This window comes from Pseudoalteromonas sp. MMG022, from assembly GCF_021654245.1.
GTDB lineage: Bacteria > Pseudomonadota > Gammaproteobacteria > Enterobacterales > Alteromonadaceae > Pseudoalteromonas > Pseudoalteromonas amylolytica.
The window spans coordinates 111,576-138,280 of the sequence record NZ_JAKFZQ010000011.1; the positions used below are offsets into that span (position 1 = coordinate 111,576).

Below are 26,705 nucleotides of genomic sequence, written 5' to 3' on the forward strand. Positions count from 1 at the left end.
GTCTACAACCTAAGATTGTACTAATTAACGGCAGGTTTCTACACGGTTCGATTAACGAGCGCGGAAGACAATGCGTCCCTTGGTCAAGTCGTACGGTGTCATTTCGACCGTCACTTTGTCACCAGTAAGAATACGGATATAGTTTTTGCGCATTTTACCTGAAATATGAGCAACCACCACGTGACCATTTTCTAGCTCAACGCGGAACATTGTATTTGGTAAAGTATCAAGGACTGTGCCTTGCATTTCAATTACGTCTTCTTTCGCCATGTGTAGCGTAACACCTCTTTGAATAATTAAACGCTGGAGATTTTGCCCAAAAGCTGGCAATAAGTAAAGGTAAGGGTCAAAAATTTGTTATTTAAATAGCCAATTTAAGTTCATTTTTACTTACACAGTACATATTGTCCACGTTATTGAGGCGGATCTTGCTCAATCCAAACATCGTTTACAAATCTTTGAGCAGGTAAAAATTGTGACTTATAACGCATTTTTTTGCAGCTATCGATTTGATAGCCTAAATAAACAAATTCTTTGTCTAATTTTTTCGCGTGTTCAATCTGTGCCATTATCATAACATTTCCAAGGCTGTAACTGTCATACTCAGGGTCAAAAAATGTATAGATAGCTGACAAAGCATTTGGCATAGTATCAGTCACGGCAACGGCAATGAGTTTGTCATTATGCCAAAGCTCAATAAAAGAGATAGGTAGCCACTGACAAAACAGAAAGCTTTCATATTGCAGTTTGTTCGGCGGATACATACTGCCATCGTAATGTCGAAGTGAAATGTACTGTTCATACAGAGGATAATATTCCTCCCTCTCTTTATGACTGACTGTAAAAGAGAACTCTTGCGTTATTTTTTTTAACTTACGCTTTTGAGACTTTGAGGGGGTGAAGAGTTTTGCCGGAATACGAATAGACTGACACGCACTACATTTTGGACAGTGAGGGCGGTAAATTTGATCACCACTGCGCCGAAACCCTAATTCCAAAAGTGCTTCAAAGCGCTCTGGCGTGTAACAGTTCGGATCCAGAATCACTAATAACTGCTCGTTTTGCTGCGGCAGATAACTGCAACTAAACTGCTGACTCAGACCAATTTTAGAAGGAAAGTGTTCAGTCATAAATGTCATCCAATGTTTGAGCAAGCCACATTGTTTTTGGCACGTTAAATTGTGCCGCTACATTAAGTCTAGTCAAGAATTCATCTCGAGATATAACTTTTGCACCTAGACTTGTTAGATAAGGGTTTTCTAGCTGACAGTCAATGAAATGGGCATTATGCCTTCTCAACCAATTAGTCAATGCCCACATGGCCAACTTCGATGCATTAGGCTGATAAAAAAACATTGATTCGCCACAAAACACACCAGATTGCATTACGCCATATAGACCTCCGATAAGGCGATCGTTTTGCCACAGCTCTAGACTATGTGCTAAACCCTTTTCGTGTGCATTCTGGTAGGCTAGTAACATATCACTGTTTATCCATGTTCCCTCTTTATTAATACGTTGCATCCTACAAGCATTGATAACGTCATTAAACGCAGTATTGACTGTGACGGTTGGGTTCAGTTGTCGCAGTGCCTTTTTTAAGGACCGACTGACATGAAATTCGTCAAGTTCAAGAATCCCTCGATTGCTAGGTGACCACCACATGATGGGCTCGTTCTCATTGAACCAAGGAAATATACCATTGGCGTAGGCAACTTTTAAACGTGCAACACTTAAACACCCACCAATAGCTAGCAGGCCATCAGGGTCTTTTAAAGCATATTTACATGGTGGAAAAAAAGTATCGTGCAGATTGAGGTGGAATAATTGCTGTGTCATATAAAGACGTTATGGCTTCTGATATAGCTAAAATAGCGCAAAACTGTGATAAATAAAATGGGAGCATTTGCTCCCATTTCAAGATTTATTTTAAGTTATCTAAGTAACGCTCTGCATCTAAAGCCGCCATACAGCCTGTGCCAGCAGAAGTGATTGCTTGACGATAGATGTGATCTGACACATCACCTGCTGCGAATACACCTTCAACGCTGGTCTGTGTAGCATTGCCGTGCAGCCCTGATTGTACAACAAGGTAGCCATCTTTCATTTCAAGTTGCCCTGCGAACATATCTGTATTTGGCTTGTGGCCGATAGCGATGAACACACCAGCCAAATCTAGCTGTTCAGTGTTTTCAGAATCCGTATCTTTAATTCGAATTCCTGTTACGCCCATATCATCACCTAACACTTCATCTAAAGTGCGATTCAAATGTAGAACGACGTTACCATTTTTCGCTTTTTCAAGTAGACGATCTGAAAGGATCTTCTCACTTCTAAATGTATCACGACGGTGAATCACGTGAACTTCTTCAGCGATATTAGACAAATATAAGGCTTCCTCAACGGCGGTATTACCACCACCAACAACAGCTACTTTTTGGCCTCGGTAGAAGAAACCATCACATGTAGCACAAGCTGACACACCACGCCCTTGGAACGCTGTTTCAGATTCCATACCAAGGTATTTAGCCGATGCACCAGTGGCGATAATAAGTGCGTCGCACGTATAAGTACCTTGATCACCTGTTAATGTGAAAGGGCGCTTAGTCACATCTACTTTATTAATATGGTCAAAAATAATTTCCGTTTCGAATCTTTCTGCATGTTCTTTCATGCGATCCATAAGCGCAGGACCTGTTAAACCGTGGGCATCACCAGGCCAGTTCTCAACTTCAGTTGTAGTGGTTAATTGTCCACCTTGTTGCATACCAGTGATCAATACTGGATTTAAGTTTGCACGTGCAGCATAGACTGCAGCAGTGTAGCCAGCGGGGCCTGAGCCTAAAATAAGCAGTTTGCAGTGTTTAACATCACTCATGGGTCATTCCTAAAATTAACATACCGAGAATTAATGAGGTCGATTCTATGTAATTCAACCTAGATGTAAAATAAAACCGTAATTTCATTTTTCTCTAAATCGTACAGTTGTCAAAAATACTGTACTTGATGGATATTTAAGCCATCAGAGGCAAAACTAACGCTATTCGATGATCAAATTGTTTTTTTTTGGTATGTTCTTAGTAATTTTGTTTCGTTATTCTCTAGAGAATAGCCCCTAACGAATAGGTATTTATGGCATTTTGGCAGGATACACCTGGATTTGCATTGACAGCTGATAAAATCCAAATTTTAACGGATGCAAAGCAGTATCATGATGAATTACTCGACTTGATACGTGGTGCAGAGGAAAGGATCTACATCACCGCATTGTACTTACAAGACGATGAAGCAGGCCGTGAGATTTTAGAAGCTTTGCATAAGCAGTCGCTTGAAAATCCAGCGCTTGAAATTAACGTGTTGGTCGACTTCCATCGAGCACAACGTGGCTTAATTGGCGAGGAAAGATCTGAAGGAAATGCGAAACTATATTGCGACAAACTGGCTCAGACACATAGTAATGTAAAAGTGTATGGTGTGCCGGTAAAAGCAAAAGAGCTATTTGGTGTGTTACACCTCAAAGGTTTCGTCATTGACAATACGGTATTGTACAGCGGAGCAAGCTTAAATAATGTGTATTTACATTATGATGATAAGTATAGATTAGATAGATACTTTGTCATTAAACAGCCTTTACTTGCGAATAGCTTTTGCCACTTTATTGAAACGCACCTTCTGAGTTCTGAAGCGGTGGCACGTTTAGATACTAGACCACTACCGAAGTTAGCGGATATAAAGCTGGCACAAAAGCAGCTTATGCGTGACCTTAAAAAGGCAAAATATACGTTTGAAGGTGCAGACTGCAATGCAGGGCTTAATGTTCGCGCTTTTCTAGGCTTTGGTCGGCGTACAAATAAACTAAACAGATTAATCAAGAGCTTATTTGATACTACAGAGCACGAGTTGGTGTTATACACACCGTACTTTAACTTTCCTGCACCGTTACTACGCTCATTGCGCCGTTTACTGAAACAAGGGCAACAGGTCAGCATTGTTGTAGGTGACAAAACAGCTAATGACTTCTATATATGTCCAAGTCAGCCATTTAGCCGTATTGGTGCGCTGCCATATCTGTATGAAACCATATTGAGAAAGTTCTTAAAGTCTCAACATCGTTTTATTAAGTCCGGTCAACTAAAAGTATATTTGTGGAAAGAAGGGAACAATTCATTTCACCTAAAAGGTATATGCAAAGATAACCACACGCATTTGCTGAGCGGGCATAACCTTAATCCAAGAGCTTGGGGTTTGGACATTGAAAATGGCATTCTGATCGAAGATCCAGACCATCAGATCCAAGCAGATATAGAAAAAGAAAAGCAGGCTATTTTGGCAAACTGTCGGCTGTTAAGCGGGCCAGAAGATGTAGAAACATTGGATGACTACCCATTACCAGTTAGAAAACTATTAGGCCAAGCCAAGCGGGTAAAGGTTGATTTTATTATCAAGCGTTTTATTTAGGTTATAGATAGTTAACCTACCATTTCGACATAAAAAACCCAGCACAGGTGCTGGGTTTTTTATCATCATTTAATGGTCTAAGCTTTTGCTTTATAAGCCTCGTTATGTACGCTAGCCGCGCGACCAGAAGGGTCTGCATTGTTTTGGAACGACTCATCCCAAGCCAGCGCTTCGGGCGTCGAACACGCCACAGATTTGCCATGAGGTACACAGTGGGCAGCCGCATCACTTGGAAAGTGCTCTGTAAAGATCAGGCGGTAAAAATAGGCTTCTTTACTGTCAGGTGTGTTTACAGGGAAGCGATATTTAGCATTTTCCAGATCTTGATCGGAAACCTGTTCTTCAACATGCGCTTTGAGTGAATCGATCCAGCTGTAACCAACGCCATCAGAGAATTGCTCTTTTTGTCGCCAAAGTACTTCATCAGGTAAATAGCCATCGAACGCTTCGCGTAAAATATGTTTCTCGATTCGCCCATTTTTACACATTTTGTAATCGGGGTTGGTTCGCATTGCAACGTCCACAAACTCCTTGTCTAAAAATGGCACTCGCGCTTCTACACCCCAAGCCGCCATTGACTTGTTTGCGCGTAGGCAATCAAACATGTGTAGCTTGGAAACTTTTCTGTTGAGCTCTTCGTGAAATTCTTGTGCGTTTGGCGCTTTATGGAAGTATAAGTAGCCGCCAAATAACTCATCGGCACCTTCACCAGAGAGCACCATTTTAATGCCCATCGCTTTAATTTGACGCGACATTAGATACATTGGCGTTGATGCGCGAATGGTTGTTACATCATAGGTTTCGAGGTGGTAAACAACTTCTTTAAGTGCATCAATGCCTTGCTGTACTGTAAAGTGAATAGGGTGGTGAACCGTACCAATTGCATCGGCAACTTTTTGGGCCGCAGCTAAATCAGGTGAGCCTTCCAAGCCAATAGAGAAAGAGTGCAGTTTTGGCCACCAAGCATCTGAGGCATCGTTGTCTTCGATGCGTTTTGCTGCAAACTTTTGTGTAATAGCAGATATCACGGAAGAATCTAAACCACCTGACAGTAGTACACCATATGGCACATCACACATAAGTTGGCGTTTAACAGCCGCTTCAAGTGCATTTTTGACATCAGTCGCGCTGGCGTCATTGTCTTTAACGGCATCAAACTGTTGCCAGTCACGTTTGTAGTAAGGGCGTAGTTCACCGTCTGTTGAATATAGGTAGTGACCTGGAGGAAACTCCTCGATTTGTGTACAAATCGGAGTTAAAGCCTTCATTTCACTCGCGACATAGAAGTTCCCATGTTGGTCTCGACCAGTATACAAAGGAATAATACCAATGTGATCTCGGCCAATTAGATAGGCATCTTTTTCTTCGTCGTATAAACAAAAGGCAAAAATGCCATTGAGGTCATCTAAAAACTCAGGCCCTTTTTGTTTGTAAAGCGCCAAAATAACTTCACAGTCAGATTCTGTTTGAAATTCAAATTCAAGCTCTAAGTTCTTGGCTAGCTCTTTGTGGTTATAGATCTCGCCGTTTACCGCTAAAATATGTGTTTTTTCTGGGTTATATAAAGGCTGAGCACCGCTTGAAACACCAACAATTGCAAGTCGTTCATGGACTAAGATGGCTTTATCAGATGAATACACTCCAGACCAGTCTGGGCCGCGGTGGCGCAGCAGTTTTGACATTTCTATCGCTTGAGCGCGAAGCTCTGTGGGATCGGATTTAAGCTCCAATACGCCAAAAATTGAACACATAAATTACCTCATTCCTGTGTTGATTTGTTGTTATGTTTATCGCTCACTTCTAATACACAATGGGGAATAAGAAGCACGATATAACTTTATAGATGGGCCAAGTAATGACATAACTTTTGTTTTAACCACGTTAAAGCGACAAACTTTGGGTGTTTTGCATAACTCGGCGATAGCCATAGATGTATCAGAATTGACACGCTAAGTCACATATAAAAATGGTTTTTCTTGGAATAATTTTGTGCAAGATTGGTGCAGTTTATGGTGTTTTTGCACTTATGTGGTGCAAGAGGGAAATAATAGATCGCTAACGTGGAAATTTTGAGCGAAATACAAGCAAATTAAATGCATTAGCTCGGCTCAGTAGATGTAGTTTGCACTTAGGTGGTGCAATATATTTTAGATTCTATTGAGCGATAAATCGGCCTGTATAAGTTGTTCGACGTTGCTAGTTTACTATGGCGGTATAGCTTATAAAAGTGGGAAATGTTTCTCCTTTAGCCGCATCATTGAGAGTAGAAGCCGACCAAGAGGCGTAAACAAACTTTCCCCGTTCCACCTAGTTAAGAAAGAAATTGAGGCGATGATACCGTTAATACGCATGCGTTGGTCAAACATAAGGTTGTATTGACGTTGAGCAGCGCCTTTGGTTTAGTGCGTTGTTCCAGCAGCCACTTTAATATCTTGTTTGTCTTGTATTGCGCAGGTAATAATCACCCTTAATGCACTCACCACAGTCTCCAAACTCATACTGGCTGAGCCTTGATGATTAACTGCCTGTAAGGGGAGGTATGGAATATGAATAAAGCCACCTTTTACATGGGTATCATGTTGATTTATCAAATGCATTAAGCCATACATAACATGATTACAGACATAAGTCCCTGCTGTATTCGAGATGGCTGCTGGGATTTCAGCTTGTTGTAAAGCTAGTAGCAAGCGCTTGATAGGCAAGTTAGTGAAATATGCCGCAGGGCCACCTGCAATAACTGGGGTGTCTATGGGTTGCTTGTCTGCATTGTCTGGTATGCGTGCGTCATTGACATTGATAGCCACGCGCTCTAGCGAAATTTCAGCTCTGCCACCAGCCTGACCGATACACAGCACTAACTGCGGAGCGTATTTATCGATTGCTAAATGCAGCTCTTTTAAAGAAGCACCAAATTCACATGGCAGCTCTTTGGTATGAACAATAAAACCGCCAATATGTTCTCCTTCAAGCTGTGAGACAGCCTGCCAAGAGGGGTTGATGTGCTCGCCGCCAAATGGGGCGAATCCCGTGAGTAAAATACTGGGTTTTTGTGTCCTAGTCATTGAAGATGACTCCATACATAAGCAAGATATTAATGGCTAACAAGGTTAACGCTGTGGGGATCTGTACCTTGATAACCTGATATTTGTCTTTTAAGTCTAGCAGTGCAGCGGGAACGATATTGAAGTTTGCAGCCATTGGTGTCATCAATGTACCGCAGTACCCTGAATACATTCCGATAGCGACAAGGGGAGCTGGTGAAGCACCATGGCCTTGAATCAAAAATGGTACCGCTATTCCTGCGGTCATTACCGGAAAAGCAGCAAAAGCATTGCCCATTATCATCGTAAATAGAGCCATGCCCGTGCAATACAAAACAACCAACATAAAGCGATTGTCGGGTGAAATGAATAGAGTAACTAAATCCTGAATGGCGGTACCAGTTTGGGCGACAATAAATACGCCGCCAAGCATGGCTAACATTTGTGGCAAAATTGCCGCCCAGCCAATAGAGTCAACGAGCCTGCGTGACTCACCCAGCGCGAGTAATGGCGAACCTGAAGTGAGCTTCCAACCCGCTAATAACGCCACGCCACACGCTAAAGTCAATGCCGCTAAGGTGACATGTTTTTGATCGAAGAGGTAGATATTGGCAATGTTTATATCGCTTAGTAGCAGTGTACAGACAACGGTTACAACAGGGATCATAACAGCTGGAATAAATAAATGATTACCGATACGCTGCGCTCTGGAATTTAGTTCTTGTTCTGATGGGACATCGTAACTGCCCATAGAAACTTTACCCAAGCCCGCCAGTAACGCGATGCACAGTACGCTAATGCCCACCCATTGGTAGGTTAGCGACTCACCAAGCAGTTCAATTGATAAGTCACCAAATAGAAATACGCTACCAAACAAAAACCAAAATAGGGCGGTGGTTAACCTTTTCGGGTGGCCTTTATCTTGAAGGGTTTTAACGACTAAAAACATCACCACAAAACCAATCAGCAAGTAAATGTTATTGATAGAGAGGATGGACTGAGTTTCAACTGTAACAGTAATTGGCGCGCTCATGATAGCTCCTCGCTCATCTCAACGGTGGAGCTTTGATTAAACTCGTTCATTAGGTGATGAATTTTAGCTTCTAAACGTGCCAGTCTAAACAGGTGTACAATCAGAGCGGCTATCGCGGTAGGAATGGCCCAAAGTCCAATATGCAACGGTTCAATGCCAGCGATACCATTTTCCTTAAGAAATGCGTCCATAAGCAGCACCGCGCCGAATGCTATGAAAATATCTTCGCCAAAAAAAACAGCAATGTTGTCACAGGCTGCTGCATGAGCGCTGATTAAGTCCTGAATATGTTTTGGGAGTGTTCCGTGCATATTGGCTGCAGCTCCCAGTGCCATAGGCGCGAGTAAGGGTCTAACGGTCTGAGGCTGTCCTGCAAGGCTCAGTAGTCCAAGGGCAGCAGAGCACTCCCTAACAATAAAGTAAACACTTAAAATACGTGACGTGGTGGCAGATTTTATGCTGGCAACCCAAGATTTTGCTCTTTGTTGTAAACCGTAACGTTCAAGTAAGGCGATAACCGGTAATATCAATAAAAAGCTTGCCAACTGGCGTGAGTTCATAAACTTTTCACCAAAGGTTTCTAGCAAAGAGATAAAGTCGATATTCACAGCCCAGCCTGTCGCCAATCCAGCAACACAGACAACGAGTAAAGGATTAAAACGAAGTGCAAATCCAAACACAACAATAACGATGCCTAACAAAGGCAAAAGGTTTAACTCAGACATAAAATTACTCTAGTTATTATTATTTTTAGCCAATGAAAACTGCGCTAAATGTGCACTCAACTTGTCACTGGCTTTTCGAGCATCCTCTAACGTACAGGGAATAAACTGACACTTTTGATTTGCCCCAAATTGACTGAACAGTCGCAAGTCAGCGTCGATTACGCTTGCGATAATCGGATAGCCCCCTGTGGTTTGGCAATCATTAAGCAATACGATTGGCTCACCACTGGGTGGCAGCTGTACGACGCCTGGATGAACAGCCTGTGTCGAAATCGAGACATTGTGAGATAACAAATCATCGCCGGTCAATCGGCTACCCATGCGATTACTTAACTCACTGACGCGCCATGATTGCTCAATTAAGCGCTCAAAGGTGTTGTCAGGTAGCTTATCACAATGCGGCCCTTTAAGTACTCGTACCTGCTGTGAGTAAGGAGGCTGCTTCACCCCGATCGTGTTAAGTTTAACGGATGATGGATAGTAGTTGAGCGTGTCGCCGGCATTTAATGCTCTGCCTTGAAAACCACCAAAATGAGATTGAAGATCAGTAGCGCATGAGTCCATCACTGGAGTGAGTTCAAATCCCCCTTCGACGGACAGATATGCGCGCTGGGCATGTGCGCTGGTACCAAAAGTCAGTATGTCACCGGCGCTGGCATAATAACGCCAACCCGGGTAAATCGCTTGGTCGTTTAATTTAGCGTTGAGACAACCACCGGTGAGTGCAAAATTACAGGCTGAGGTAAACTCAAATTCAGCGAGGCCGATGGTGATTTCAATCACTGCCTTATGGACGGGATTGTCTAACAATGAGTTTGCCAAACATACCGCAAAAGGGTCTAATGCTCCGCTGCGGCAAACGCCAAAATGGCGATATCCAAAACGGCCAATATCCTGAATGCTTGCCATTACACCACTTTTATTGACTTTTAGCATACGCCCTCCTTAAGCGGCACAAATTTTATTTTATCACCTGGTGCAAAAAGGCTGGGTGGATTATTGCTTGGATTAAATAGAGTGTGCTGACAGCTGCCTAGTAAATGCCATCCACCGGGTGACTGATTTGGATAAATGGCACTAAGTTCCTCAGCGATAGCCACTGATCCTTTTGGCACTTGCTTTCTTGGTGTTGTTTTGCGAGGGAGCTGCAACTCGCATGGCACTTTACCTAGATAAGCAAACCCAGGTAAAAACCCCAAAAACTCTACTTGATATGTTTGTGAACAATGTAGCTGAACAACTTGGCGTTCTGTTAAGCTAGCCCGCTTAGCTACCTCAGCTAAGTCGGGACCAAATTCCCCGCCATAAATTGTTTCGATAACGTGTGTCTTAGCTTCAAAAGCGAAGTCGTCACACTCATGCCACAGCAACATGATGTGTTTGAGCCAATATTGGTAGTCATTTGGATTAGCTAAATACGCTGTGACAGAAGATTTAGCCGGGACAATATCGATAAAAGCGTTACTATCTTGTAATGCTGCACACAGTGCAAACAGTTTACGCTGTTGGGCGTGTGTTGGGGTGTTTACATTTAAGGAAAGAACTAAGGCATTCTCTCCGAGTAGGTAACTTTGAGCATCTGACATGTTAACGGTTCTTATTAATTATCATGGCATTAGTATAGCGAATAGGTGGGGCTGCTGCGCAACTGTTATATAACAGTAATAAAAAAGCCATGCTAGGCATGGCTAAGGTTAGGAGTAATGTTAACCTATTGATTGCTTAGGAGCCATTCACTGAGTAGGCGTACACCGTAACCAGTGCCACCTGTCGGTACTTCACCGGCAGCGACGCTAGACAATTCATTACCTGCCATATCAATGTGTACCCAACGTGTATCACCTGCAAAATGCTGTAAGAATGATGCGGCCGTCGTTGCACCTGGTCCACCTGAGCCTAAGTTAGTTAAATCAGCGATATCAGACTTAAGCATGTCTTTGTAGCCAAGCGGTAGACGCCAAACTTGTTCGTTAACTTGTTTTCCCGCCATGGTTAGCTCTTTTACTAAATGCTCATCTTCAGAGAAAATGGCACTGTAGCGGTCTCCCACAGCACGAATTTTAGAACCCGTTAGTGTTGCTACGTCTATCATGATCTCTGGGTTAAAATGTTTACGTGCGTACCACATAGCATCACTGAGTACCAGTCGGCCTTCAGCGTCTGTGTTGAGAACTTCTACGTTTAAGCCTTCAGCAGTACGTAGCACATCACCTGGGGCGATGGCATTTTCTGACACCATGTTGGCTGCCATGCCCATGACGGCCACGACGTTAACTTTGGTTTTGTTCAAAGCCATGGCTTTTACCGTACCGAGCACCGCAGCAGCACCTGCCATATCACCTTTCATGAGTGCGATAGTTTTACCGGTTTTAATGCTATAACCGCCAGAATCAAAAGTGATCCCTTTACCAACTAGTGCAATAGGAGCCTCATCACTTCCTTTGTAATGGGCAACGACTAAGCGAGCACCATCTTTACTACCGCGACCTACACCTTCTAGTGCCCCCATGCCGAGCGCTTTAATTTCATTAGGTTCTAATACCGTAACTTTAACGCCGTATTGTTCGAGTGATTTGGCCGCTTGTGCGAAGTCTACAGGCGTCATTTCACTGGCAATTTCTGAGGTTAAATCTCTGGCCAGAAATACTCCTTGCTCTATATTGGCAAGTTGTTTGTAGAGTTTGCTGGTGGCATTGTCGTCTGCTACGTCAAAGGTATAGCTGATGCTGGTGGTTGTTTTGGAGGCTTTGTAAGTCTCAAAGCGGTGATCGCGCAGATTCGCACCATGTGCAAACTGAGCAGCTAGTTCACTGTTGTTGGCAAGCCCTGATACTTTTTCAAAAGCCATCACAACCTTGTTCGCTTTCTTTTGTGCAAGAGAAGCGTGTACATTGCCACCGAGCTTAGCCATTTTAGCTATGGTTAATTCATCGGTTTCGCCCAGACCTACCAACACAATGCGATCATAATCGCTGTCAATAGGTGCGAGTACCTCAAGGCTTTTACCATATTCAGCCGAGAAAGCAGTGGCTTTAACTGCTTTGTTAAGCTGTGTACGGGTATCTTTATCTAGAAATTTAAATTCTGTTTTAGTGTCAGTTGCTTGAAATAACACTAAGGTATCACCGTCAGTTAGCTTTGAAGTGAATTCGAATTGTGCGGCAAGTGCACTACCTGAGCTCGCAACAGCAAGTGCTACAGCGGTTATGTGAGTCATTAATTTCATCGATAAATTCTTAATAATTACTATTAGTCACTTTTTACCGCAAAAGGCTGCAAAAAGTCATAAATTGTCGTTGAAATGCCAAATAGGGGGGACAAAAACTAAGATAACACCATCTATCATGAAAGAAATTGTGTAAGTGTAGGGTCTAGCTTTTTATAGAGTAGAGCGTTATAGGAACAAATTATGGCAAAGTGGTTAAGTCATTTAGTGCTAGTGCTATCTTTAGGCACAGTGGTATGGGCTGCTCAGCAGGGCGCTATGCAGTCACCAGAACACGCGAGTACACATATAAAAACCATAGTGTTAGGGTCTGGGTGTTTTTGGGGGGCTGAAAAGCGCTATGAGGCGATGGAAGGCGTGTTGGACGCAGAGTCAGGCTATTCAGATGGCAGGGGTTTTAAGGCAAGTTATGCCGCCATTACCAAACGCAGTAGACGATTTGATAGCAACAATTATGCGGAAGTGGTTAAGGTAACTTATAACGCCAACATACTCACAACTGAACAGCTATTAATGCAGTACTTTGAAAGCCACGACCCAACGCAAAAAAATCGTCAAGGCAATGACATTGGCACTCAGTATCGATCCATTATTCTGTACACGGATGAGTTGCAGCAAAACGTGGCTTTATCATTGGTTAAGCAGTATCAAAAACTACTTAATCAAGCAGGATTTGGTGAGATCCAAACCCAAATTAAACCCTTGGCGGAATTTTACCCCGCGGAAGAATACCATCAAAATTATCTCGTGAAGAACCCTGATGGTTATTGCCCTGACCATTCAACGGGTGTGGTGTTTAACCAAAAAGAAGAGCAAAAAGAAGATAACAGCGCGTTGTTACTAGGAAAACACATAGTGGTACTTGATTCAAAAAGTTACTGCCCATACTGTGAAAAGCTCAAAAAAACAGTGTTGTTTGATTACCAAGGTAGCATCCCTTTACACTATCGATATGCTGATCAACTAGCTGGATTGCAAGTTAAAACGCCTACTTGGGCAACGCCTACGATTATCTTTTTAGAGCAAGGAAAAGAGGTGTATGCCCATCAAGGCTTTATGGATAAAAACACGTTTTATAGGGCGCTTGGGGCTTTTAAACTGGGCGACTCAGAAGCGTTTAAAGTGGCTTTTCAAAGTAAAACGGATGCACCATTTTGTAAGCAATATGACTTGTTTAAAAATACCACAGATGGCGTGTTTATCGATAAACTCAGTGGTGCGAAGCTATTTGATACCAAAGATAGGTTCAACTCTGGAACGGGGTGGTTGTCGTTTAAACAGCCTGTCAAAAACAGCGTAACGTATCATGAAGATAACAGCTACGGTATGCAGCGCACGGAGATACGCTCAAAATCCAGTGGTATCCATTTGGGCCATGTGTTTGCAGGCGAGGGACCCGATGGGCGCGACCGCTATTGTATTAATGCCACAGTGCTAGAATTTGTACCGCGTGCTTTATGATGATTTAAAGATAAAAAAAACCCCTCGTGAGAGGGGTTTTGGGTAACTCAGCGCCATTGGCACTGGGAATGAGGTCGGTACATGGTGTTAGGCAAACTGCATTTCAGGGATATCGCCTTCGACGATTAGCTTACCTGCTGTTTTGCTTATAATTTCATCAACACTAACACCCGGCGCGCGTTCTAGCAAATGAAATGCGCCGTCTTTTACTTCTAGCACAGCTAAATCAGTTACGATTTTTTTCACACAGTTCACACCCGTCAATGGCAGAGTACATGCCTCTAACAGTTTTGAATCGCCGTGCTTGCTGGCATGGGTCATAGTCACAATAATGTTCTGTGCGCCGGCTACTAAGTCCATTGCACCGCCCATGCCTTTAATTAACTTTTTCGGGATCATCCAAGAAGCAATATTGCCTTGTTGATCTACTTCAAATGCACCAAGAACCGTCAAGTCTACATGACCACCCCTGATCATGGCAAAGCTATCGGCACTATTAAATATTGCTGCACCTGTCGCTGCTGTCACGGTTTCTTTACCCGCGTTGATCATATCAGCATCAACTTGGTCTTGTGTTGGGTATGGACCCATACCCAATAAGCCATTTTCTGATTGCAGCATAACTTCAATACCATCAGGTACATAGTTAGCTACAAGGGTTGGAATACCAATACCTAAATTGACGTAAAAACCATCTTGTAGCTCTTGAGCTACACGCATTGCTACTTGTTCACGTGATAAAGCCATTTTCTTCTCCTTATTTACGCGTAGTAACACGCTCGATGCGCTTTTCAAAGTCGCCTTTGATAACGCGGTTTACGTAAATGCCAGGGGTGTGAATCTGGCTTGGCTCTAATTCACCTGGTTCAACAATCTCTTCAACTTCGGCAACAGTAATCTTGCCCGCTGTTGCTGCCATTGGGTTAAAGTTCATTGCAGTATGGCGAAACACTAGATTGCCATAGCGGTCAGCTTTCCATGCTTTAACAATGGCAAACTCACCCGTGATGGATTCTTCCAAAATGTATGGGCGACCGTTAAATTCTTTAACTTCTTTACCCTCAGCGACTGGCGTACCATAGCCCGTTGCAGTGTAAAAAGCAGGAATGCCCGCACCACCGGCACGCATCTTCTCTGCCAATGTGCCCTGTGGAGTTAGTACTACATCAATAATGCCATCAAGCAGTTGTTGTTCAAATAAAGCATTTTCACCAACATAAGACGCAACAATCTTTTTAATTTGACGGTCATGTAGCAACACACCTAAACCAAAGTCATCAACACCACAATTGTTAGAAACAACCGTTAGCTCTTTGGTTTTTCTACGCTTAATTTCGTTGATCAAGCCTTCTGGAATACCACACAATCCGAAGCCGCCAGCAATGATGGTATCGCCATCTTTCAATCCTTCCATTGCTTCGGCATAGCTTGTTACTACTTTATCGAAACCGGCCATTAGCCCACTCCTAAAGGTTATTTGTTATCTTATGCGACCACAGATGGCTACCCACTTGTGGTCACAATTTTTATTCGTTTGAACACTGAATATTGCTATTGAGTGTTCAGCACTTCGCTTGTAAAGCCAAAGACACCTTGCTAACAGGTTGCTTATTTAGCGCCTCGCAAATTGCCCAGCCAGCTTTGGCTAGTCTTTCTAAATCAATTTGGGGGTTAATGCCAAGTCCTTGTAGTAAGTAAACTACGTCTTCGGTGGCAACATTTCCTGACGCACCTTTTGCATAAGGGCATCCACCTAGACCTGCAACGGCGCTATCAACAGTAGCAATGCCCATTTCCAGCGCTTTACTAATATTAGCTAAAGCTTGGCCATAGGTGTCATGAAAGTGTACCGCAAGCTTGTCAGCACTGATGTGCTTGAGTAACAAGCTCAGTAATGCTTGGACTTTATTAGGTGTACCTACACCGATAGTGTCACCAAGGCTGATTTCGTAACAGCCCATAGCCAACAATTGTTTACACACATCAAGCACCACTTCTGGTTCGACCTCTCCTTGATAAGGACAGCCCAAAACACAGCTCACATAGCCGCGCACTTTTACACCATTGGCCTTGGCTAACTCTATAACTGGTTTGAAGCGTTCAATACTCTCAGCAATCGAGCAATTGATGTTTTTTTGTGTGAAAGCTTCACTGGCAGCGGTAAAAATCGCGAATTCTTTGATACCAGCTTCTAAAGCTGCTTCTGCACCTTTTAAATTAGGGGTCAATGCACTGAGGTTTACCTCTTTAGCTACGTTTATGCCTTTGATCACATCTGCCGAGTCAGCCATCTGTGGCACCCACTTGGGAGACACGAATGCGCCTGCTTCGATGTCGCGCAATCCCGCCGCTGCGAGTGCATTGATAAGGTTTACCTTTTGCTCTGTCGTGACGCTGGCTTCATTTTGTAAACCATCTCGTGCACCGACTTCAACAATTCGTACCATATCTGGATAAGCCATGTTATGCCTCCAATGGTTCAACAATCGCTAGCATGTCACCGTGGCTTACCAGTGCACCTTCAGCAAAGCAGTAGCTTGTTAGCGTGCCGTCAAATGGTGCGTTGAGCGTGTATTCCATCTTCATTGCTTCAATGACTACTACCGCATCGCCCTTACTGACTTTGCTATTGAGACTTTGCAAATGTTTTACCACAGTACCGTTTAGAGGCGCTGCTAGGGGTGCGGCCTCATGTTCGTGTTCACTAATGTAATGTTTAGACTTAAGTTCAAAGCTATGTGCGTAAGCTTGATACATCACCGTTATTAAATCTTCATCAACAAGCACATTCGCTTGGTACTTTTTACCATCAATTACAGCATTAAGCTGAGTTTGCTCAAGTGATGCACTGATGTTGATTGCTTTACCGTTGTACTCAACACTTATCAAGCCGTTGGTTAAAGTGGCCTCAACGGGCCCATCAAAAAATGGCACATTCACTTTTGCACTTTGATTTAGTCTAAAACCCAGCTCACTTTGCCAAGGTGTTTTATTTGCACGGGGCATGGCATGTTTTATAAATGCTGCTACCGCAAGCAAGGTCATCGGTGCCAGTGGCTCAGGTTGCTGGGTAAGCGTTTCAGTTTGGCTATCAATAAAGTGCGTATCTGGCGCGCCTGCCATAAATGTAGGGTGGCCTGCCAAGTAGTGTAAAAATGCAACATTGCTTTTAACACCAGCAAGGTGGACTTCTTCAAGGGCGTGGTGCAGTTTTAACAACGCCGTTTCGCGGTCTGGTCCATGAACGATAAGTTTTGCGATCATCGGATCGTAAAATGAGCTGATCTCTGCACCGGTTTGTACGCCAGTATCGATACGCACACCTTCACTTTCTTTAGGGAATGATAGATGCGTTAACTCTCCCGAGAACGGCATAAAGTTTTCGCGCGGATCTTCTGCGTAGATGCGCGCTTCAAAGCTGTGACCTGTTAGGGTGATTTGCGCTTGAGTCAGCGGCAGTGTTTGATTATTTGCCACGCGAATTTGCCATTCGACTAAATCAAGGCCTGTGACCATTTCTGTCACTGGATGCTCTACTTGCAAGCGAGTGTTCATTTCCATAAAGAAGAACTCATCACCACAAAGCAAAAACTCCACCGTACCTGCACCGCGATAGTTAATGGCTTGGGCACAACGCACAGCGGCTTCGCCCATTTCTTTGCGAAGTTGGTCAGACAGTCCCGGAGCAGGGGCTTCTTCGATAACTTTTTGGTGACGACGCTGTAATGAACAATCGCGATCACCTAAATATACACAGTTGCCATGGTTATCGGCAAAAACTTGTACTTCAACGTGGCGTGGGGTGTCGACATAACGCTCTAACAACACCAAATCGTTACCAAAACCTGCTAGGGCTTCACGTTTTGCGCCATCTAAAGCTGCTAAAAACTCTTTGCTTTCACGCACTACGCGCATGCCCTTACCGCCGCCGCCAAAGGCAGCTTTGATCAGTACGGGATAGCCAATTTTTTCGGCTTCAGAGGCGAGAAAGTCGCTGTCTTGATTTTGTCCGTAGTAACCTGGGACCAATGGGACATTGGCTTGTGCCATGATTTCTTTAGCACGAGTTTTAGACCCCATAGCTTCAATAGAGCTGGCAAGCGGGCCAATAAAAGCGATGCCAGCTTGCTCACAAGCATTGGCAAATTGATCATTTTCTGACAAAAAGCCATAACCTGGATGCACGCAATCAGCACCTGCAAGCTTTGCCACTTCGAGTATTTTATCAGCAACTAAGTAAGAATCTTTACTCGGTGCAGGTCCAATGTGATACGCCTCGTCAGCAAGCGATACATGCAAAGCATTAGCATCTGCATCTGAATAGACTGCGACCGTTTTTAAACCAAGGCGCTTGGCCGTTTTCATTACGCGGCAGGCAATTTCACCACGGTTTGCAATGAGGATTTTTTTCAACATGATTGATCCTTTACTGTTTTGCCGCGTTTTGCCAACTTGGCGCACGCTTTTCAAAAAAGGCACTTAGCCCTTCTTGCCCTTCTGGGCTTACACGAATTTCGGCAATGCGTTTGGCGGTATGAGCTATCAATTGTTCATCAATTGTTTTATTCGCCACTTCATTAATCAAGGCTTTAGCAGATTTGACTGCGGCCGGACCATTGTTAAGCAGCGTATCAATAAAATGTTGTTCGCTTTTATTGAGGTCATCACTGATTTCATGAATTAACCCAAGAGCCAATGCTTGCTCTGCCTTAAACACTTCCGCGGTTAAGAAGTAACGACGAGCTTGACGCTCCCCAATTGCTTTGATCACATATGGGCTAATTACAGCGGGGATCAAGCCAAGTTTAACTTCGCTCAAACAGAATTTGGCATCAGGACTGGCAATAGCGATGTCACAGCAGGCAATCAGCCCGAGCGCTCCACCAAATGCCGCACCTTGTACTAAGCACACTGTTGGGTGAGGAGACGTGGCTAGCACCGACATAAGCTTGGCTAGCTTTGCAGAGTCTGCTACGTTTTCTTCGTAGTTGTTATCAGCCATAGACTTCATCCAACCAAGGTCTGCACCTGCTGAAAAGTGCTTACCTTGGGTCTTTAGCACTAATGCTCTGATATCAAGTCCGTTGGCATGTTCAATACATTGGATCAACTCGGCAATAACGCCATCATCAAAGGCATTATGTTTTTCGGGGCGACTTAACTCTAAAATCGCCACTTTTGTTTTTGCTATGGTTAAAGTGACCGACATAGTCTGCTCCTATTACATTCTAAAGATGCCAAACTTTGACTCTTTATGTGGTGCATTGGCGGCCGCTTCAAGCGCAAGTCCTAACACCGTGCGCGTGTCGGCAGGGTCAATGATACCGTCGTCCCACAAACGAGCACTAGCATAGTAAGGGTGGCCTTGTTTTTCATATTGCTCAATGATTGGCTTTTTGAACTGGGCAACTTCTTCATCATTCATACTTTGACCTTTACGTGCCAAACCATCTTGACGTACTTGTGTTAATACGCCAGCAGCTTGCTCACCGCCCATCACAGAGATGCGCGCGTTTGGCCACATCCACATCATGGTGGGTTCATAGGCTCGGCCACACATACCGTAGTTGCCAGCGCCGTAAGAGCCGCCGATGAGGACGGTGAATTTTGGCACATCGGCACACGATACCGCAGTTACCATCTTCGCACCGTGCTTAGCGATACCTTCAGCTTCGTATTTTTGACCCACCATAAATCCGGTGATGTTTTGTAAAAACAATAGCGGAATATCACGTTGCGCACACAGTTGAATAAAGTGAGCCCCTTTTTGTGCTGACTCAGAGAATAAAATGCCGTTGTTTGCGACAATCCCAACTGGGTGGCCGTAAATCTCTGCAAAGCCAGTTACCAAAGTTTCACCAAAATAGCGTTTAAACTCATCAAACTGAGAGTCATCAACGATACGAGCGATAACTTCGCGCACATCAAATGGCTTTTTCAAATCAGTACCAACAATACCGTAGACTTCACGAATATCGTAACGAGGTGGTTTAACGTCTTTTAGAATAGGGCGAGTAGGGCGTTGATGATTAATACGAGCAATACACTGGCGCGCAATTGAAAGCGCATGCTCATCATTTTCAGCATAGTGATCGGCAACACCCGACGTTTTACAGTGTACATCAGCACCACCTAGGTCTTCTGCGCTTACTTCTTCACCTGTGGCCGCTTTAACAAGCGGTGGGCCCGCTAAGAAAATCGTACCTTGTTCTTTGACAATAATACTCTCATCGGCCATCGCTGGTACATAAGCGCCACCTGCGGTACACAAGCCCATTACCACGGCAATTTGTGGGATACCTTTGGCAGACATGCGTGCTTGGTTGTAGAAAATACGGCCAAAGTGCAGTTTGTCTGGGAACACTTCGTCTTGCTCCGGCAAGTTCGCACCGCCCGAATCCACGAGATAAATACAAGGAAGGTGACAGCGTTCTGCGATTTCTTGCGCGCGTAGGTGCTTTTTAACCGTCAACGGAAAGTAGGTTCCGCCTTTTACGGTCGCATCGTTACCGACTATCATGCACTCCACGCCTTGCACTCGACCAATTCCTGCCACTACGCCAGCACAAGGAATATCTTGCTCATAAACGCCAAATGCGGCAAATTGCGAAATTTCTAAAAAGGGAGAACCTTCATCAAGTAGCGTGTTGATTCGATCGCGAACAAAGAGTTTTCCGCGGCTTTGATGACGGGCGATAAGTTCTTCACCACCACCTTGAGATAATGTAGCGACTTTGTCGTTTAAATCAGCAACCAGCGAAGCCATTGCTTCGCTGTTTGCTTTAAACTGACTGTCGTGAGGGTTAACCGAAGAGTTAAGTACAGTCATTTGGTATTCCTTAGCGGCTTTCTGTGAAAAGCTCTCGTCCAATTAGCATGCGGCGAATTTCCGACGTACCTGCGCCAATTTCATATAATTTTGCATCGCGAAGTAGGCGACCAGTTGCATATTCATTGATGTAACCGTTGCCCCCTAAGATTTGAATGGCATCAAGGGCCATTTTGGTTGCAAGCTCAGCGGCATAAAGGATAGCGCCTGCTGCATCTTTACGAGTTGTTTCACCTCGGTCACAGGCTTTAGCTACAGTGTATACGTATGAACGCGCTGCATTCATTTGTGTGTACATATCCGCCACTTTGCCTTGAATAAGCTGGAACTCACCAATTGATTTGTTGAACTGCTTACGCTCATGAATGTAAGGAACAACAATGTCCATACATGCTTGCATGATACCTAATGGGCCCGCCGCGAGTACTACACGCTCGTAGTCCAAACCGCTCATGAGCACTTTTACGCCTTCGTTTAATTGACCAAGAATATTCTCTTCTGGTACTTCACAGTCTTCAAACACTAACTCACAGGTGTTTGAACCGCGCATACCCAGTTTGTCTAGCTTTTGTGCTGTCGAGAAACCAGGGAAGTCTTTTTCAACCAAAAATGCGGTAATACCTTTTGAACCAGCTTCTAAGTCGGTTTTAGCGTAAATAACTAACACGTCAGCATCAGGACCATTGGTGATCCACATTTTGTTGCCGTTTAGAATGTATTTGTCGCCACGCTTTTCCGCTTTCAATTTCATTGATACAACGTCAGAACCTGCGTTTGGCTCACTCATTGCAAGGGCACCGATGTGTTCACCGCTGATAAGCTTAGGTAGATATTTGCGTTTTTGCGCTTCGTTACCGTTACGGTTAATTTGGTTAACGCATAGGTTTGAGTGAGCGCCATAGCTGAGGCCGATTGATGCACTCGCTCGGCTGATCTCTTCCATCGCAACAACGTGCTCAAGATAGCCCATTCCTGCACCACCAAATTCTTCTGGTACGGTGATACCTAATAAACCCATATCGCCAAATTGTGGCCATAATTGGTTAGGAAAGCTATTTTCTAAATCTGTTTTTTCAGCCAATGGCGCAATTTCAGCGCTTGCGAAACTGTTTACATGGTCACGGATCATATCGGCGGTTTCGCCTAGACCAAAGTTCATTTCTTTATATAAAGATACGGTGCTCATACTATTTATCCTGTGAGAGATTATTCTTCTAGATTCTTTAACGTGTCGCGACAGCGGCGTTCGGCAGTTACCAACTCCATTAACACCACTTTGATGTCATCCATTTGCTGACTTAAATCTGCTTTTTTCTCTTCTATTAATTGCAGCATAGTCGAGAGCTGTTTAGCACTTGATTTGTCAGCATCATACAATTCAAACAAACGGCCAGTCTCAGCCAATGTAAATCCTAAACGTTTACCGCGTAATATCAGTTTTAAGCGTACTCTGTCGCGTTTTGAATATACACGGGTTTGCCCGTGGCGTTCGGGAGATAGCAAGCCTTGATCTTCATAAAAGCGGATGCTTCGCGTGGTGATGTCGAATTCCTTCGCTAATTCACTGATCGAATAGGTTTCTTCGTTATGGTTATCTTGCATGGTTATGTACACATTGACTTCAATACTTATCTGTCCAATATAAGTGAAGTTTACGTAAAGGTAAAGTAATGTATAAAAATACTACTTTCGTACTATCTACGATGAGGGCTCAGAATGTGACAAAAAATAGACATAGAACTGAGTAAAAACGCGCTTTGGAAAGCTTAGTGTGCAACTTATGTTTACAGATCCAGTCAACGCACTTTGCTTGATTTTAGATTTACGTTGGCGTAAACGTAAATATTATGTATGCTCAAATTAATGATGAATCGTTTAAGCAGGGTGCCATATCCAACGGCATCTGTGAATAGGAGTTTAAAATGAGTAATGATGCTGTAGTCATCGTAGCCGCAAAACGTACCCCAATGGGTGGCTTCATGGGCGCTTTAGCCGGCGCAAGTGCAACGGATTTAGGTGCAACCGCTATTAAAAGCGTGATGGCAGAAACTGGTCTAAGTGACGCCTCAATTGAAGAAGTTATCATGGGCTGTGTATTACCAGCAGGTCTTGGTCAGGCGCCAGCGCGTCAAGCTATGTTACATGCGGGTCTTGCTCGCTCAACTGGCGCAACCACGATTAACAAGGTATGTGGTTCAGGTTTAAAAGCTGCCATGCTTGCACATGATTTAATAAAAGCAGGTAGCATTAATTCTGCTATTGCTGGCGGTATGGAAAGCATGACTAACTCACCTTACTTCATTCCAAAAGCGCGTGGTGGTATGCGTATGGGCCACGGTGAGATCAAAGATCACATGATGGCGGATGGCTTAGAAGATGCCTACGATAACAAAGCAATGGGTTGTTTTGCACAAGATACAGCCGATCAATACGGTATTACTCGTGAGCAGATGGATGAATTTGCACTAGGCTCACTTAGCAAGGCCAATGCAGCCATCGACAATGGTAGCTTTGCGGGCGAAATCGCACCCGTTACGCTTAGCACTCGCAAGGGTGATGTTGAGGTAAGCATAGATGAGCAGCCAGGTAACGCTCGTCCTGAGAAAATTCCAAGCCTGCGTCCTGCGTTCAAAAAAGACGGCACCGTAACGGCTGCTAACTCTTCTTCTATTTCAGATGGTGCTGCTGCTCTTATTTTAATGAGCGAGTCTGAGGCGAAACGTCAAGGATTAACACCGCTTTGTAAGGTTGCCGGTCATGCAACGCATTCACAGTTACCGTCTGAGTTTACGTTAGCGCCAGTGGGCGCAATGAATACTTTGCTGGAGCGTACGGGTTGGAGCAAAGACGATGTAGATCTTTGGGAAATCAACGAAGCTTTTGCCATGGTTACTATGCTTGCGATTAATGAAATGGGCTTAGACAGCAACAAAGTTAACGTAAACGGTGGTGCATGTGCACTGGGTCACCCAATCGGTGCAAGTGGTGCGCGTATTCTTGTGACGCTTATTCACGCACTTCGCAATCGCGGCCTGTCAAAAGGTATTGCATCACTATGTATTGGTGGTGGTGAAGCGGTGGCATTGGCGGTAGAAGTCTAATCACACATTTTTAGGGCACCAAGTAATCAGGCAAGATAACTATTATAGCCTTTGGTGCCATGACACATAATTTGGGGAGGAGTGCACTATGCACCAAGTACCTTTATACATCAACGGCGAATTCACACAATCATCAACCGAACAATGGATTGATGTTGTAAACCCTGCAACACAAGAAGTGCTGGCTAAAGTGCCTTGCGCAACACAGCAAGAAATGCGCGCAGCAATTGACTCGGCACAAGAAACCTTTAAAACTTGGAAAGAAGTACCGGTTACTGAACGCTCTCGTATCATGATGCGTTACGCTGCCCTACTAAAAGAGCATCATGACGAGTTGGCAACCATCATTTGTCATGAACTAGGCAAAACCTTTGAAGATGCTAAAGGTGATGTGTGGCGTGGTATCGAAGTTGTTGAGCAGGCCGCAAATGCGCCATCAATGATGATGGGTGAAACAGTAGAAAACGTTGCTCGCAAAATCGATACTTACTCATACATGCAACCGCTGGGCGTATGTGCCGGTGTTACACCATTTAACTTCCCAGCAATGATCCCACTTTGGATGTTCCCGATGGCTATCGTATGCGGTAACACGTTCATCCTTAAGCCATCAGAGCAAGATCCATTAACGCCAATGCGCTTGGTAGAGCTATTCGAAGAAGCGGGCGCGCCTAAGGGTGTACTTCAAGTGGTACATGGCACTAAAGAGCAAGTAGATCACATTCTAGAAGCGCCTGAAATTCGCGCTATCTCATTTGTTGGTTCTTGCGGTGTGGGTCAATATATTTATTCAAAAGGCACACAACATCTTAAACGTGTGCAAGCATGTGTTGGCGCTAAAAACCACATGGTTATCATGCCAGACTCTAAAAAAGAGCGACTTATTAATAACCTAGTTGGCTCATCAGTAGGTGCAGCAGGTCAGCGCTGTATGGGTATTTCTGTTGCGGTGTTTGTCGGTCAGGCCAAAGAGTGGGTAGATGATTTAAAAGCAGCTTTATCAAAGGTTCGCCCAGGTGTTTGGGATGATCCTGAAGCGGCTTACGGTCCGCAAACAACGCCTGCTGCAAAAGCGCGTATTTTATCGCTTATTGCCAGTGCAAAAGAGCAAGGCGCAACCTGTTTGTTAGATGGCTCAGATTTTACCGTTGAGGGTTATGAGCAAGGTAACTGGGTGGGTCCAACGCTATTCACTGACGTAACCACAGATATGGACCTGTACAAAGAGGAAATCTTTGGTCCAGTGTTAGCGTGTATGTTTGTTGATAGTTTGGACGAAGCGATTGCACTTATCAATGCAAGCCCTTACGGTAACGGTACATCACTGTTTACCTCAAGTGGTGCTGCGGCGCGTAAATTCCAACATGAAATTGAAGTAGGTCAAGTTGGTATTAATGTGCCAATTCCTGTGCCACTTCCTTTCTTCTCATTTACAGGTTGGAAAGGTTCGTTCTACGGTGACCAACACACGTACGGCAAGCAAGGCGTGCGCTTTTACACAGAAACAAAAACCATTACCTCACGTTGGTTTGAAGATGACATCGCTTCAGGTCCAAACATGAGTATTGACCTGAAGTAATTCAGCGTTTCAAAAGATTATTAGAATAACTATTAACTAAGCCAGAGTCTCTCTGGCTTAGTCATCAACACAACAAGAGGTCTTTATGGACTTTAATCTAACCGAAGATCAACAGGCATTTGCTGAAACCGCGTATCAATTTGCTATGAGTGAACTGGCTCCTAATGCAGCACTTTGGGACCGCGAGCATATTTTTCCAAAAGACGTGATTAAAAAAGCGGGCGAACTGGGCTTTTGTGGTTTATACACGCCAGAAGAAGCAGGTGGCCTTGGTTTATCACGTTTAGACTCCAGCATTATTTTTGAGCAACTTTCCATGGGGTGTACAGCAACCACCGCGATGTTGACGATTCACAACATGGCCACTTGGATGATTGCAAGTTTTGGAACTGACGCAGTAAAAGAAACCTACATTGACCAACTGGTAATGGGTGAGTTGCTAGCGTCATATTGTTTGACTGAGCCGGGTTCAGGTTCGGATGCTGCATCTTTGAAAACCAAAGCTGTTAAAGAAGGCGATGAATACGTTCTAAATGGCTCAAAAATGTTTATCTCAGGTGCAGGTGAAACTGACGTTTTAGTGGTAATGGCGCGCACTGGCGAAGCCGGACCTAAAGGTATTTCTGCGTTTGTTGTGCCTGCCAATGCCGAGGGTGTGGTGTATGGTAAAGCAGAAGAAAAAATGGGTTGGAACGCCCAACCAACGCGTTTAGTTACACTAGAAAACGTGCGTATTCCTGCCGATCATCTACTTGGCAGTGAAGGTGAAGGGTTTAAGTTCGCCATGCAGGGCCTAGACGGTGGTCGTATCAATATCGCCACATGTTCTCTGGGTACAGCACAGCAAGCACTGAATACCGCAAAACAATACATGCAAGAACGTGAACAGTTTGGCAAGCCTCTGGCTGCATTCCAAGCCTTACAGTTTAAAATTGCCGATATGAATACAGAGCTTGTTGCCGCACGCCAAATGGTGCGTCTGGCTGCATTTAAATTAGATACCAATGATAGTGAGAAAACCACGTACTGCGCCATGGCGAAACGCTTTGCCACAGATGTGGGCTTCAAAGTGTGTGACGACGCGCTGCAAATTCATGGTGGCTATGGTTATATCAAAGAATATCCATTAGAGCGTCATGTGCGTGATGTACGCGTACACCAGATATTAGAAGGTACTAACGAAATCATGCGTGTGATCATCGCACGTCGTATTTTAGCCGAAGGCGCTGCAAGCGTTTTATAAGGAGAACAT

24 protein-coding genes are annotated in these 26,705 nt (G+C 44.2%); 5 read left to right on the forward strand and 19 right to left on the reverse strand.

Features of this window, described 5'->3' with window-relative positions; all coding sequences use genetic code 11:
* Positions 1-51: 51 nt before the first annotated feature.
* From infA to trxB, 4 genes are all read right to left on the reverse strand, one after another.
* Entirely contained in the window at positions 52-270 is a 219-nt protein-coding gene (gene infA / locus L1070_RS11890) for a translation initiation factor IF-1 (RefSeq protein ID WP_058029687.1), read from the reverse strand.
* A gap of 143 nt (positions 271-413) precedes the next feature.
* A complete protein-coding gene (locus L1070_RS11895) occupies positions 414-1,130 on the reverse strand; it encodes an arginyltransferase (protein WP_237125707.1) in 717 nt (238 codons plus the stop codon).
* Positions 1,123-1,839 (reverse strand): leucyl/phenylalanyl-tRNA--protein transferase, encoded by a 717-nt coding sequence (gene aat / locus L1070_RS11900; protein WP_237125708.1) that lies wholly within the window; start codon positions 1,837-1,839, stop codon positions 1,123-1,125. Before aat ends, L1070_RS11895 begins: the two co-directional genes overlap by 8 nt.
* 85 nt (positions 1,840-1,924) lie before the next feature.
* Positions 1,925-2,878: a thioredoxin-disulfide reductase gene (gene trxB, locus L1070_RS11905; protein ID WP_070987023.1), complete on the reverse strand. Its 954-nt coding sequence runs from the start codon at positions 2,876-2,878 to the stop codon at positions 1,925-1,927.
* A 254-nt stretch (positions 2,879-3,132) separates the two neighbouring features.
* Between trxB and pssA the strand changes: the two genes are divergently transcribed.
* The gene (gene pssA, locus L1070_RS11910) at positions 3,133-4,458 is read left to right on the forward strand and encodes a CDP-diacylglycerol--serine O-phosphatidyltransferase (protein WP_237125709.1); all 1,326 of its coding nucleotides are present in this window, start codon (positions 3,133-3,135) and stop codon (positions 4,456-4,458) included.
* A 77-nt stretch (positions 4,459-4,535) separates the two neighbouring features.
* Here pssA and asnB read toward each other — a convergent pair whose 3' ends face one another.
* The 7 genes from asnB to L1070_RS11945 all read right to left on the reverse strand — a co-directional run bounded on the left by asnB (position 4,536) and on the right by L1070_RS11945 (position 12,483).
* Entirely contained in the window at positions 4,536-6,209 is a 1,674-nt protein-coding gene (gene asnB / locus L1070_RS11915) for an asparagine synthase B (RefSeq protein WP_237125710.1), read from the reverse strand.
* Between the two features lie 648 nt (positions 6,210-6,857).
* Complete coding sequence (gene pcp, locus L1070_RS11920) at positions 6,858-7,520, reverse strand: pyroglutamyl-peptidase I (protein ID WP_237125711.1); 663 nt, start codon at positions 7,518-7,520, stop codon at positions 6,858-6,860.
* On the reverse strand, positions 7,513-8,532 hold the full coding sequence (locus L1070_RS11925; RefSeq protein ID WP_237125712.1) for a DUF979 domain-containing protein: 1,020 nt from the start codon (positions 8,530-8,532) through the stop codon (positions 7,513-7,515). Before L1070_RS11925 ends, pcp begins: the two co-directional genes overlap by 8 nt.
* Positions 8,529-9,257 carry a DUF969 domain-containing protein gene (locus tag L1070_RS11930; RefSeq protein ID WP_237125713.1) on the reverse strand — a complete coding sequence of 243 codons (729 nt, stop codon included), beginning with the start codon at positions 9,255-9,257 and terminating at the stop codon, positions 8,529-8,531. Before L1070_RS11930 ends, L1070_RS11925 begins: the two co-directional genes overlap by 4 nt.
* A gap of 9 nt (positions 9,258-9,266) precedes the next feature.
* Positions 9,267-10,193 (reverse strand): biotin-dependent carboxyltransferase family protein, encoded by a 927-nt coding sequence (locus tag L1070_RS11935; RefSeq protein ID WP_237125714.1) that lies wholly within the window; start codon positions 10,191-10,193, stop codon positions 9,267-9,269.
* The gene (pxpB, locus tag L1070_RS11940) at positions 10,187-10,843 is read right to left on the reverse strand and encodes a 5-oxoprolinase subunit PxpB (RefSeq protein WP_237125715.1); all 657 of its coding nucleotides are present in this window, start codon (positions 10,841-10,843) and stop codon (positions 10,187-10,189) included. Before pxpB ends, L1070_RS11935 begins: the two co-directional genes overlap by 7 nt.
* A gap of 125 nt (positions 10,844-10,968) precedes the next feature.
* The gene (locus tag L1070_RS11945) at positions 10,969-12,483 is read right to left on the reverse strand and encodes a leucyl aminopeptidase family protein (RefSeq protein WP_237125716.1); all 1,515 of its coding nucleotides are present in this window, start codon (positions 12,481-12,483) and stop codon (positions 10,969-10,971) included.
* Positions 12,484-12,741: 258 nt separating this feature from the next.
* Between L1070_RS11945 and msrA the strand changes: the two genes are divergently transcribed.
* Complete coding sequence (gene msrA, locus L1070_RS11950; RefSeq protein ID WP_237125733.1) at positions 12,742-13,944, forward strand: peptide-methionine (S)-S-oxide reductase MsrA; 1,203 nt, start codon at positions 12,742-12,744, stop codon at positions 13,942-13,944.
* Positions 13,945-14,031: 87 nt separating this feature from the next.
* Here the strand turns inward: msrA and L1070_RS11955 are convergent, their stop codons facing one another.
* From L1070_RS11955 to L1070_RS11990, 8 genes are all read right to left on the reverse strand, one after another.
* Entirely contained in the window at positions 14,032-14,691 is a 660-nt protein-coding gene (locus L1070_RS11955) for a 3-oxoacid CoA-transferase subunit B (protein WP_070986999.1), read from the reverse strand.
* Positions 14,692-14,701: 10 nt separating this feature from the next.
* Positions 14,702-15,400, reverse strand: coding sequence for a CoA transferase subunit A (locus L1070_RS11960; protein WP_237125717.1), 699 nt, complete (start codon positions 15,398-15,400; stop codon positions 14,702-14,704).
* A gap of 106 nt (positions 15,401-15,506) precedes the next feature.
* Positions 15,507-16,406 (reverse strand): hydroxymethylglutaryl-CoA lyase, encoded by a 900-nt coding sequence (locus tag L1070_RS11965; protein WP_237125718.1) that lies wholly within the window; start codon positions 16,404-16,406, stop codon positions 15,507-15,509.
* A 1-nt stretch (position 16,407) separates the two neighbouring features.
* Positions 16,408-18,360, reverse strand: coding sequence for an acetyl/propionyl/methylcrotonyl-CoA carboxylase subunit alpha (locus L1070_RS11970; RefSeq protein WP_237125719.1), 1,953 nt, complete (start codon positions 18,358-18,360; stop codon positions 16,408-16,410).
* Between the two features lie 10 nt (positions 18,361-18,370).
* The gene (locus tag L1070_RS11975) at positions 18,371-19,153 is read right to left on the reverse strand and encodes an enoyl-CoA hydratase-related protein (RefSeq protein WP_237125720.1); all 783 of its coding nucleotides are present in this window, start codon (positions 19,151-19,153) and stop codon (positions 18,371-18,373) included.
* A 12-nt stretch (positions 19,154-19,165) separates the two neighbouring features.
* Positions 19,166-20,773, reverse strand: coding sequence for a carboxyl transferase domain-containing protein (locus tag L1070_RS11980; protein WP_070986990.1), 1,608 nt, complete (start codon positions 20,771-20,773; stop codon positions 19,166-19,168).
* 10 nt (positions 20,774-20,783) lie between these two features.
* Positions 20,784-21,959, reverse strand: coding sequence for an isovaleryl-CoA dehydrogenase (locus L1070_RS11985; protein WP_070986988.1), 1,176 nt, complete (start codon positions 21,957-21,959; stop codon positions 20,784-20,786).
* A 20-nt stretch (positions 21,960-21,979) separates the two neighbouring features.
* Positions 21,980-22,375, reverse strand: a complete 396-nt coding sequence (locus L1070_RS11990) for a MerR family DNA-binding transcriptional regulator (protein WP_070986986.1) — start codon at positions 22,373-22,375, stop codon at positions 21,980-21,982.
* Between the two features lie 320 nt (positions 22,376-22,695).
* Between L1070_RS11990 and L1070_RS11995 the strand changes: the two genes are divergently transcribed.
* The 3 genes from L1070_RS11995 to L1070_RS12005 all read left to right on the forward strand — a co-directional run bounded on the left by L1070_RS11995 (position 22,696) and on the right by L1070_RS12005 (position 26,696).
* Positions 22,696-23,874 carry an acetyl-CoA C-acyltransferase gene (locus L1070_RS11995; RefSeq protein ID WP_237125721.1) on the forward strand — a complete coding sequence of 393 codons (1,179 nt, stop codon included), beginning with the start codon at positions 22,696-22,698 and terminating at the stop codon, positions 23,872-23,874.
* 88 nt (positions 23,875-23,962) lie between these two features.
* Positions 23,963-25,453, forward strand: a complete 1,491-nt coding sequence (locus L1070_RS12000; RefSeq protein ID WP_237125722.1) for a CoA-acylating methylmalonate-semialdehyde dehydrogenase — start codon at positions 23,963-23,965, stop codon at positions 25,451-25,453.
* Between the two features lie 85 nt (positions 25,454-25,538).
* A complete protein-coding gene (locus L1070_RS12005; RefSeq protein WP_237125723.1) occupies positions 25,539-26,696 on the forward strand; it encodes an acyl-CoA dehydrogenase family protein in 1,158 nt (385 codons plus the stop codon).
* Positions 26,697-26,705 lie beyond the last annotated feature (9 nt).

Excerpts from the sequence above, each read along its gene's own strand:
- infA (WP_058029687.1), bottom strand. The coding sequence starts at position 270 with ATGGCGAAAGAAGACGTAATTGAAATGCAAGGCACAGTCCTTGATACT.
- L1070_RS11895 (WP_237125707.1), bottom strand. The coding sequence starts at position 1,130 with ATGACTGAACACTTTCCTTCTAAAATTGGTCTGAGTCAGCAGTTTAGT.
- aat (WP_237125708.1), bottom strand. The coding sequence starts at position 1,839 with ATGACACAGCAATTATTCCACCTCAATCTGCACGATACTTTTTTTCCA.
- trxB (WP_070987023.1), bottom strand. The coding sequence starts at position 2,878 with ATGAGTGATGTTAAACACTGCAAACTGCTTATTTTAGGCTCAGGCCCC.
- pssA (WP_237125709.1), top strand. The coding sequence starts at position 3,133 with ATGGCATTTTGGCAGGATACACCTGGATTTGCATTGACAGCTGATAAA.
- asnB (WP_237125710.1), bottom strand. The coding sequence starts at position 6,209 with ATGTGTTCAATTTTTGGCGTATTGGAGCTTAAATCCGATCCCACAGAG.
- pcp (WP_237125711.1), bottom strand. The coding sequence starts at position 7,520 with ATGACTAGGACACAAAAACCCAGTATTTTACTCACGGGATTCGCCCCA.
- L1070_RS11925 (WP_237125712.1), bottom strand. The coding sequence starts at position 8,532 with ATGAGCGCGCCAATTACTGTTACAGTTGAAACTCAGTCCATCCTCTCT.
- L1070_RS11930 (WP_237125713.1), bottom strand. The coding sequence starts at position 9,257 with ATGTCTGAGTTAAACCTTTTGCCTTTGTTAGGCATCGTTATTGTTGTG.
- L1070_RS11935 (WP_237125714.1), bottom strand. The coding sequence starts at position 10,193 with ATGCTAAAAGTCAATAAAAGTGGTGTAATGGCAAGCATTCAGGATATT.
- pxpB (WP_237125715.1), bottom strand. The coding sequence starts at position 10,843 with ATGTCAGATGCTCAAAGTTACCTACTCGGAGAGAATGCCTTAGTTCTT.
- L1070_RS11945 (WP_237125716.1), bottom strand. The coding sequence starts at position 12,483 with ATGAAATTAATGACTCACATAACCGCTGTAGCACTTGCTGTTGCGAGC.
- msrA (WP_237125733.1), top strand. The coding sequence starts at position 12,742 with ATGCAGTCACCAGAACACGCGAGTACACATATAAAAACCATAGTGTTA.
- L1070_RS11955 (WP_070986999.1), bottom strand. The coding sequence starts at position 14,691 with ATGGCTTTATCACGTGAACAAGTAGCAATGCGTGTAGCTCAAGAGCTA.
- L1070_RS11960 (WP_237125717.1), bottom strand. The coding sequence starts at position 15,400 with ATGGCCGGTTTCGATAAAGTAGTAACAAGCTATGCCGAAGCAATGGAA.
- L1070_RS11965 (WP_237125718.1), bottom strand. The coding sequence starts at position 16,406 with ATGGCTTATCCAGATATGGTACGAATTGTTGAAGTCGGTGCACGAGAT.
- L1070_RS11970 (WP_237125719.1), bottom strand. The coding sequence starts at position 18,360 with ATGTTGAAAAAAATCCTCATTGCAAACCGTGGTGAAATTGCCTGCCGC.
- L1070_RS11975 (WP_237125720.1), bottom strand. The coding sequence starts at position 19,153 with ATGTCGGTCACTTTAACCATAGCAAAAACAAAAGTGGCGATTTTAGAG.
- L1070_RS11980 (WP_070986990.1), bottom strand. The coding sequence starts at position 20,773 with ATGACTGTACTTAACTCTTCGGTTAACCCTCACGACAGTCAGTTTAAA.
- L1070_RS11985 (WP_070986988.1), bottom strand. The coding sequence starts at position 21,959 with ATGAGCACCGTATCTTTATATAAAGAAATGAACTTTGGTCTAGGCGAA.
- L1070_RS11990 (WP_070986986.1), bottom strand. The coding sequence starts at position 22,375 with ATGCAAGATAACCATAACGAAGAAACCTATTCGATCAGTGAATTAGCG.
- L1070_RS11995 (WP_237125721.1), top strand. The coding sequence starts at position 22,696 with ATGAGTAATGATGCTGTAGTCATCGTAGCCGCAAAACGTACCCCAATG.
- L1070_RS12000 (WP_237125722.1), top strand. The coding sequence starts at position 23,963 with ATGCACCAAGTACCTTTATACATCAACGGCGAATTCACACAATCATCA.
- L1070_RS12005 (WP_237125723.1), top strand. The coding sequence starts at position 25,539 with ATGGACTTTAATCTAACCGAAGATCAACAGGCATTTGCTGAAACCGCG.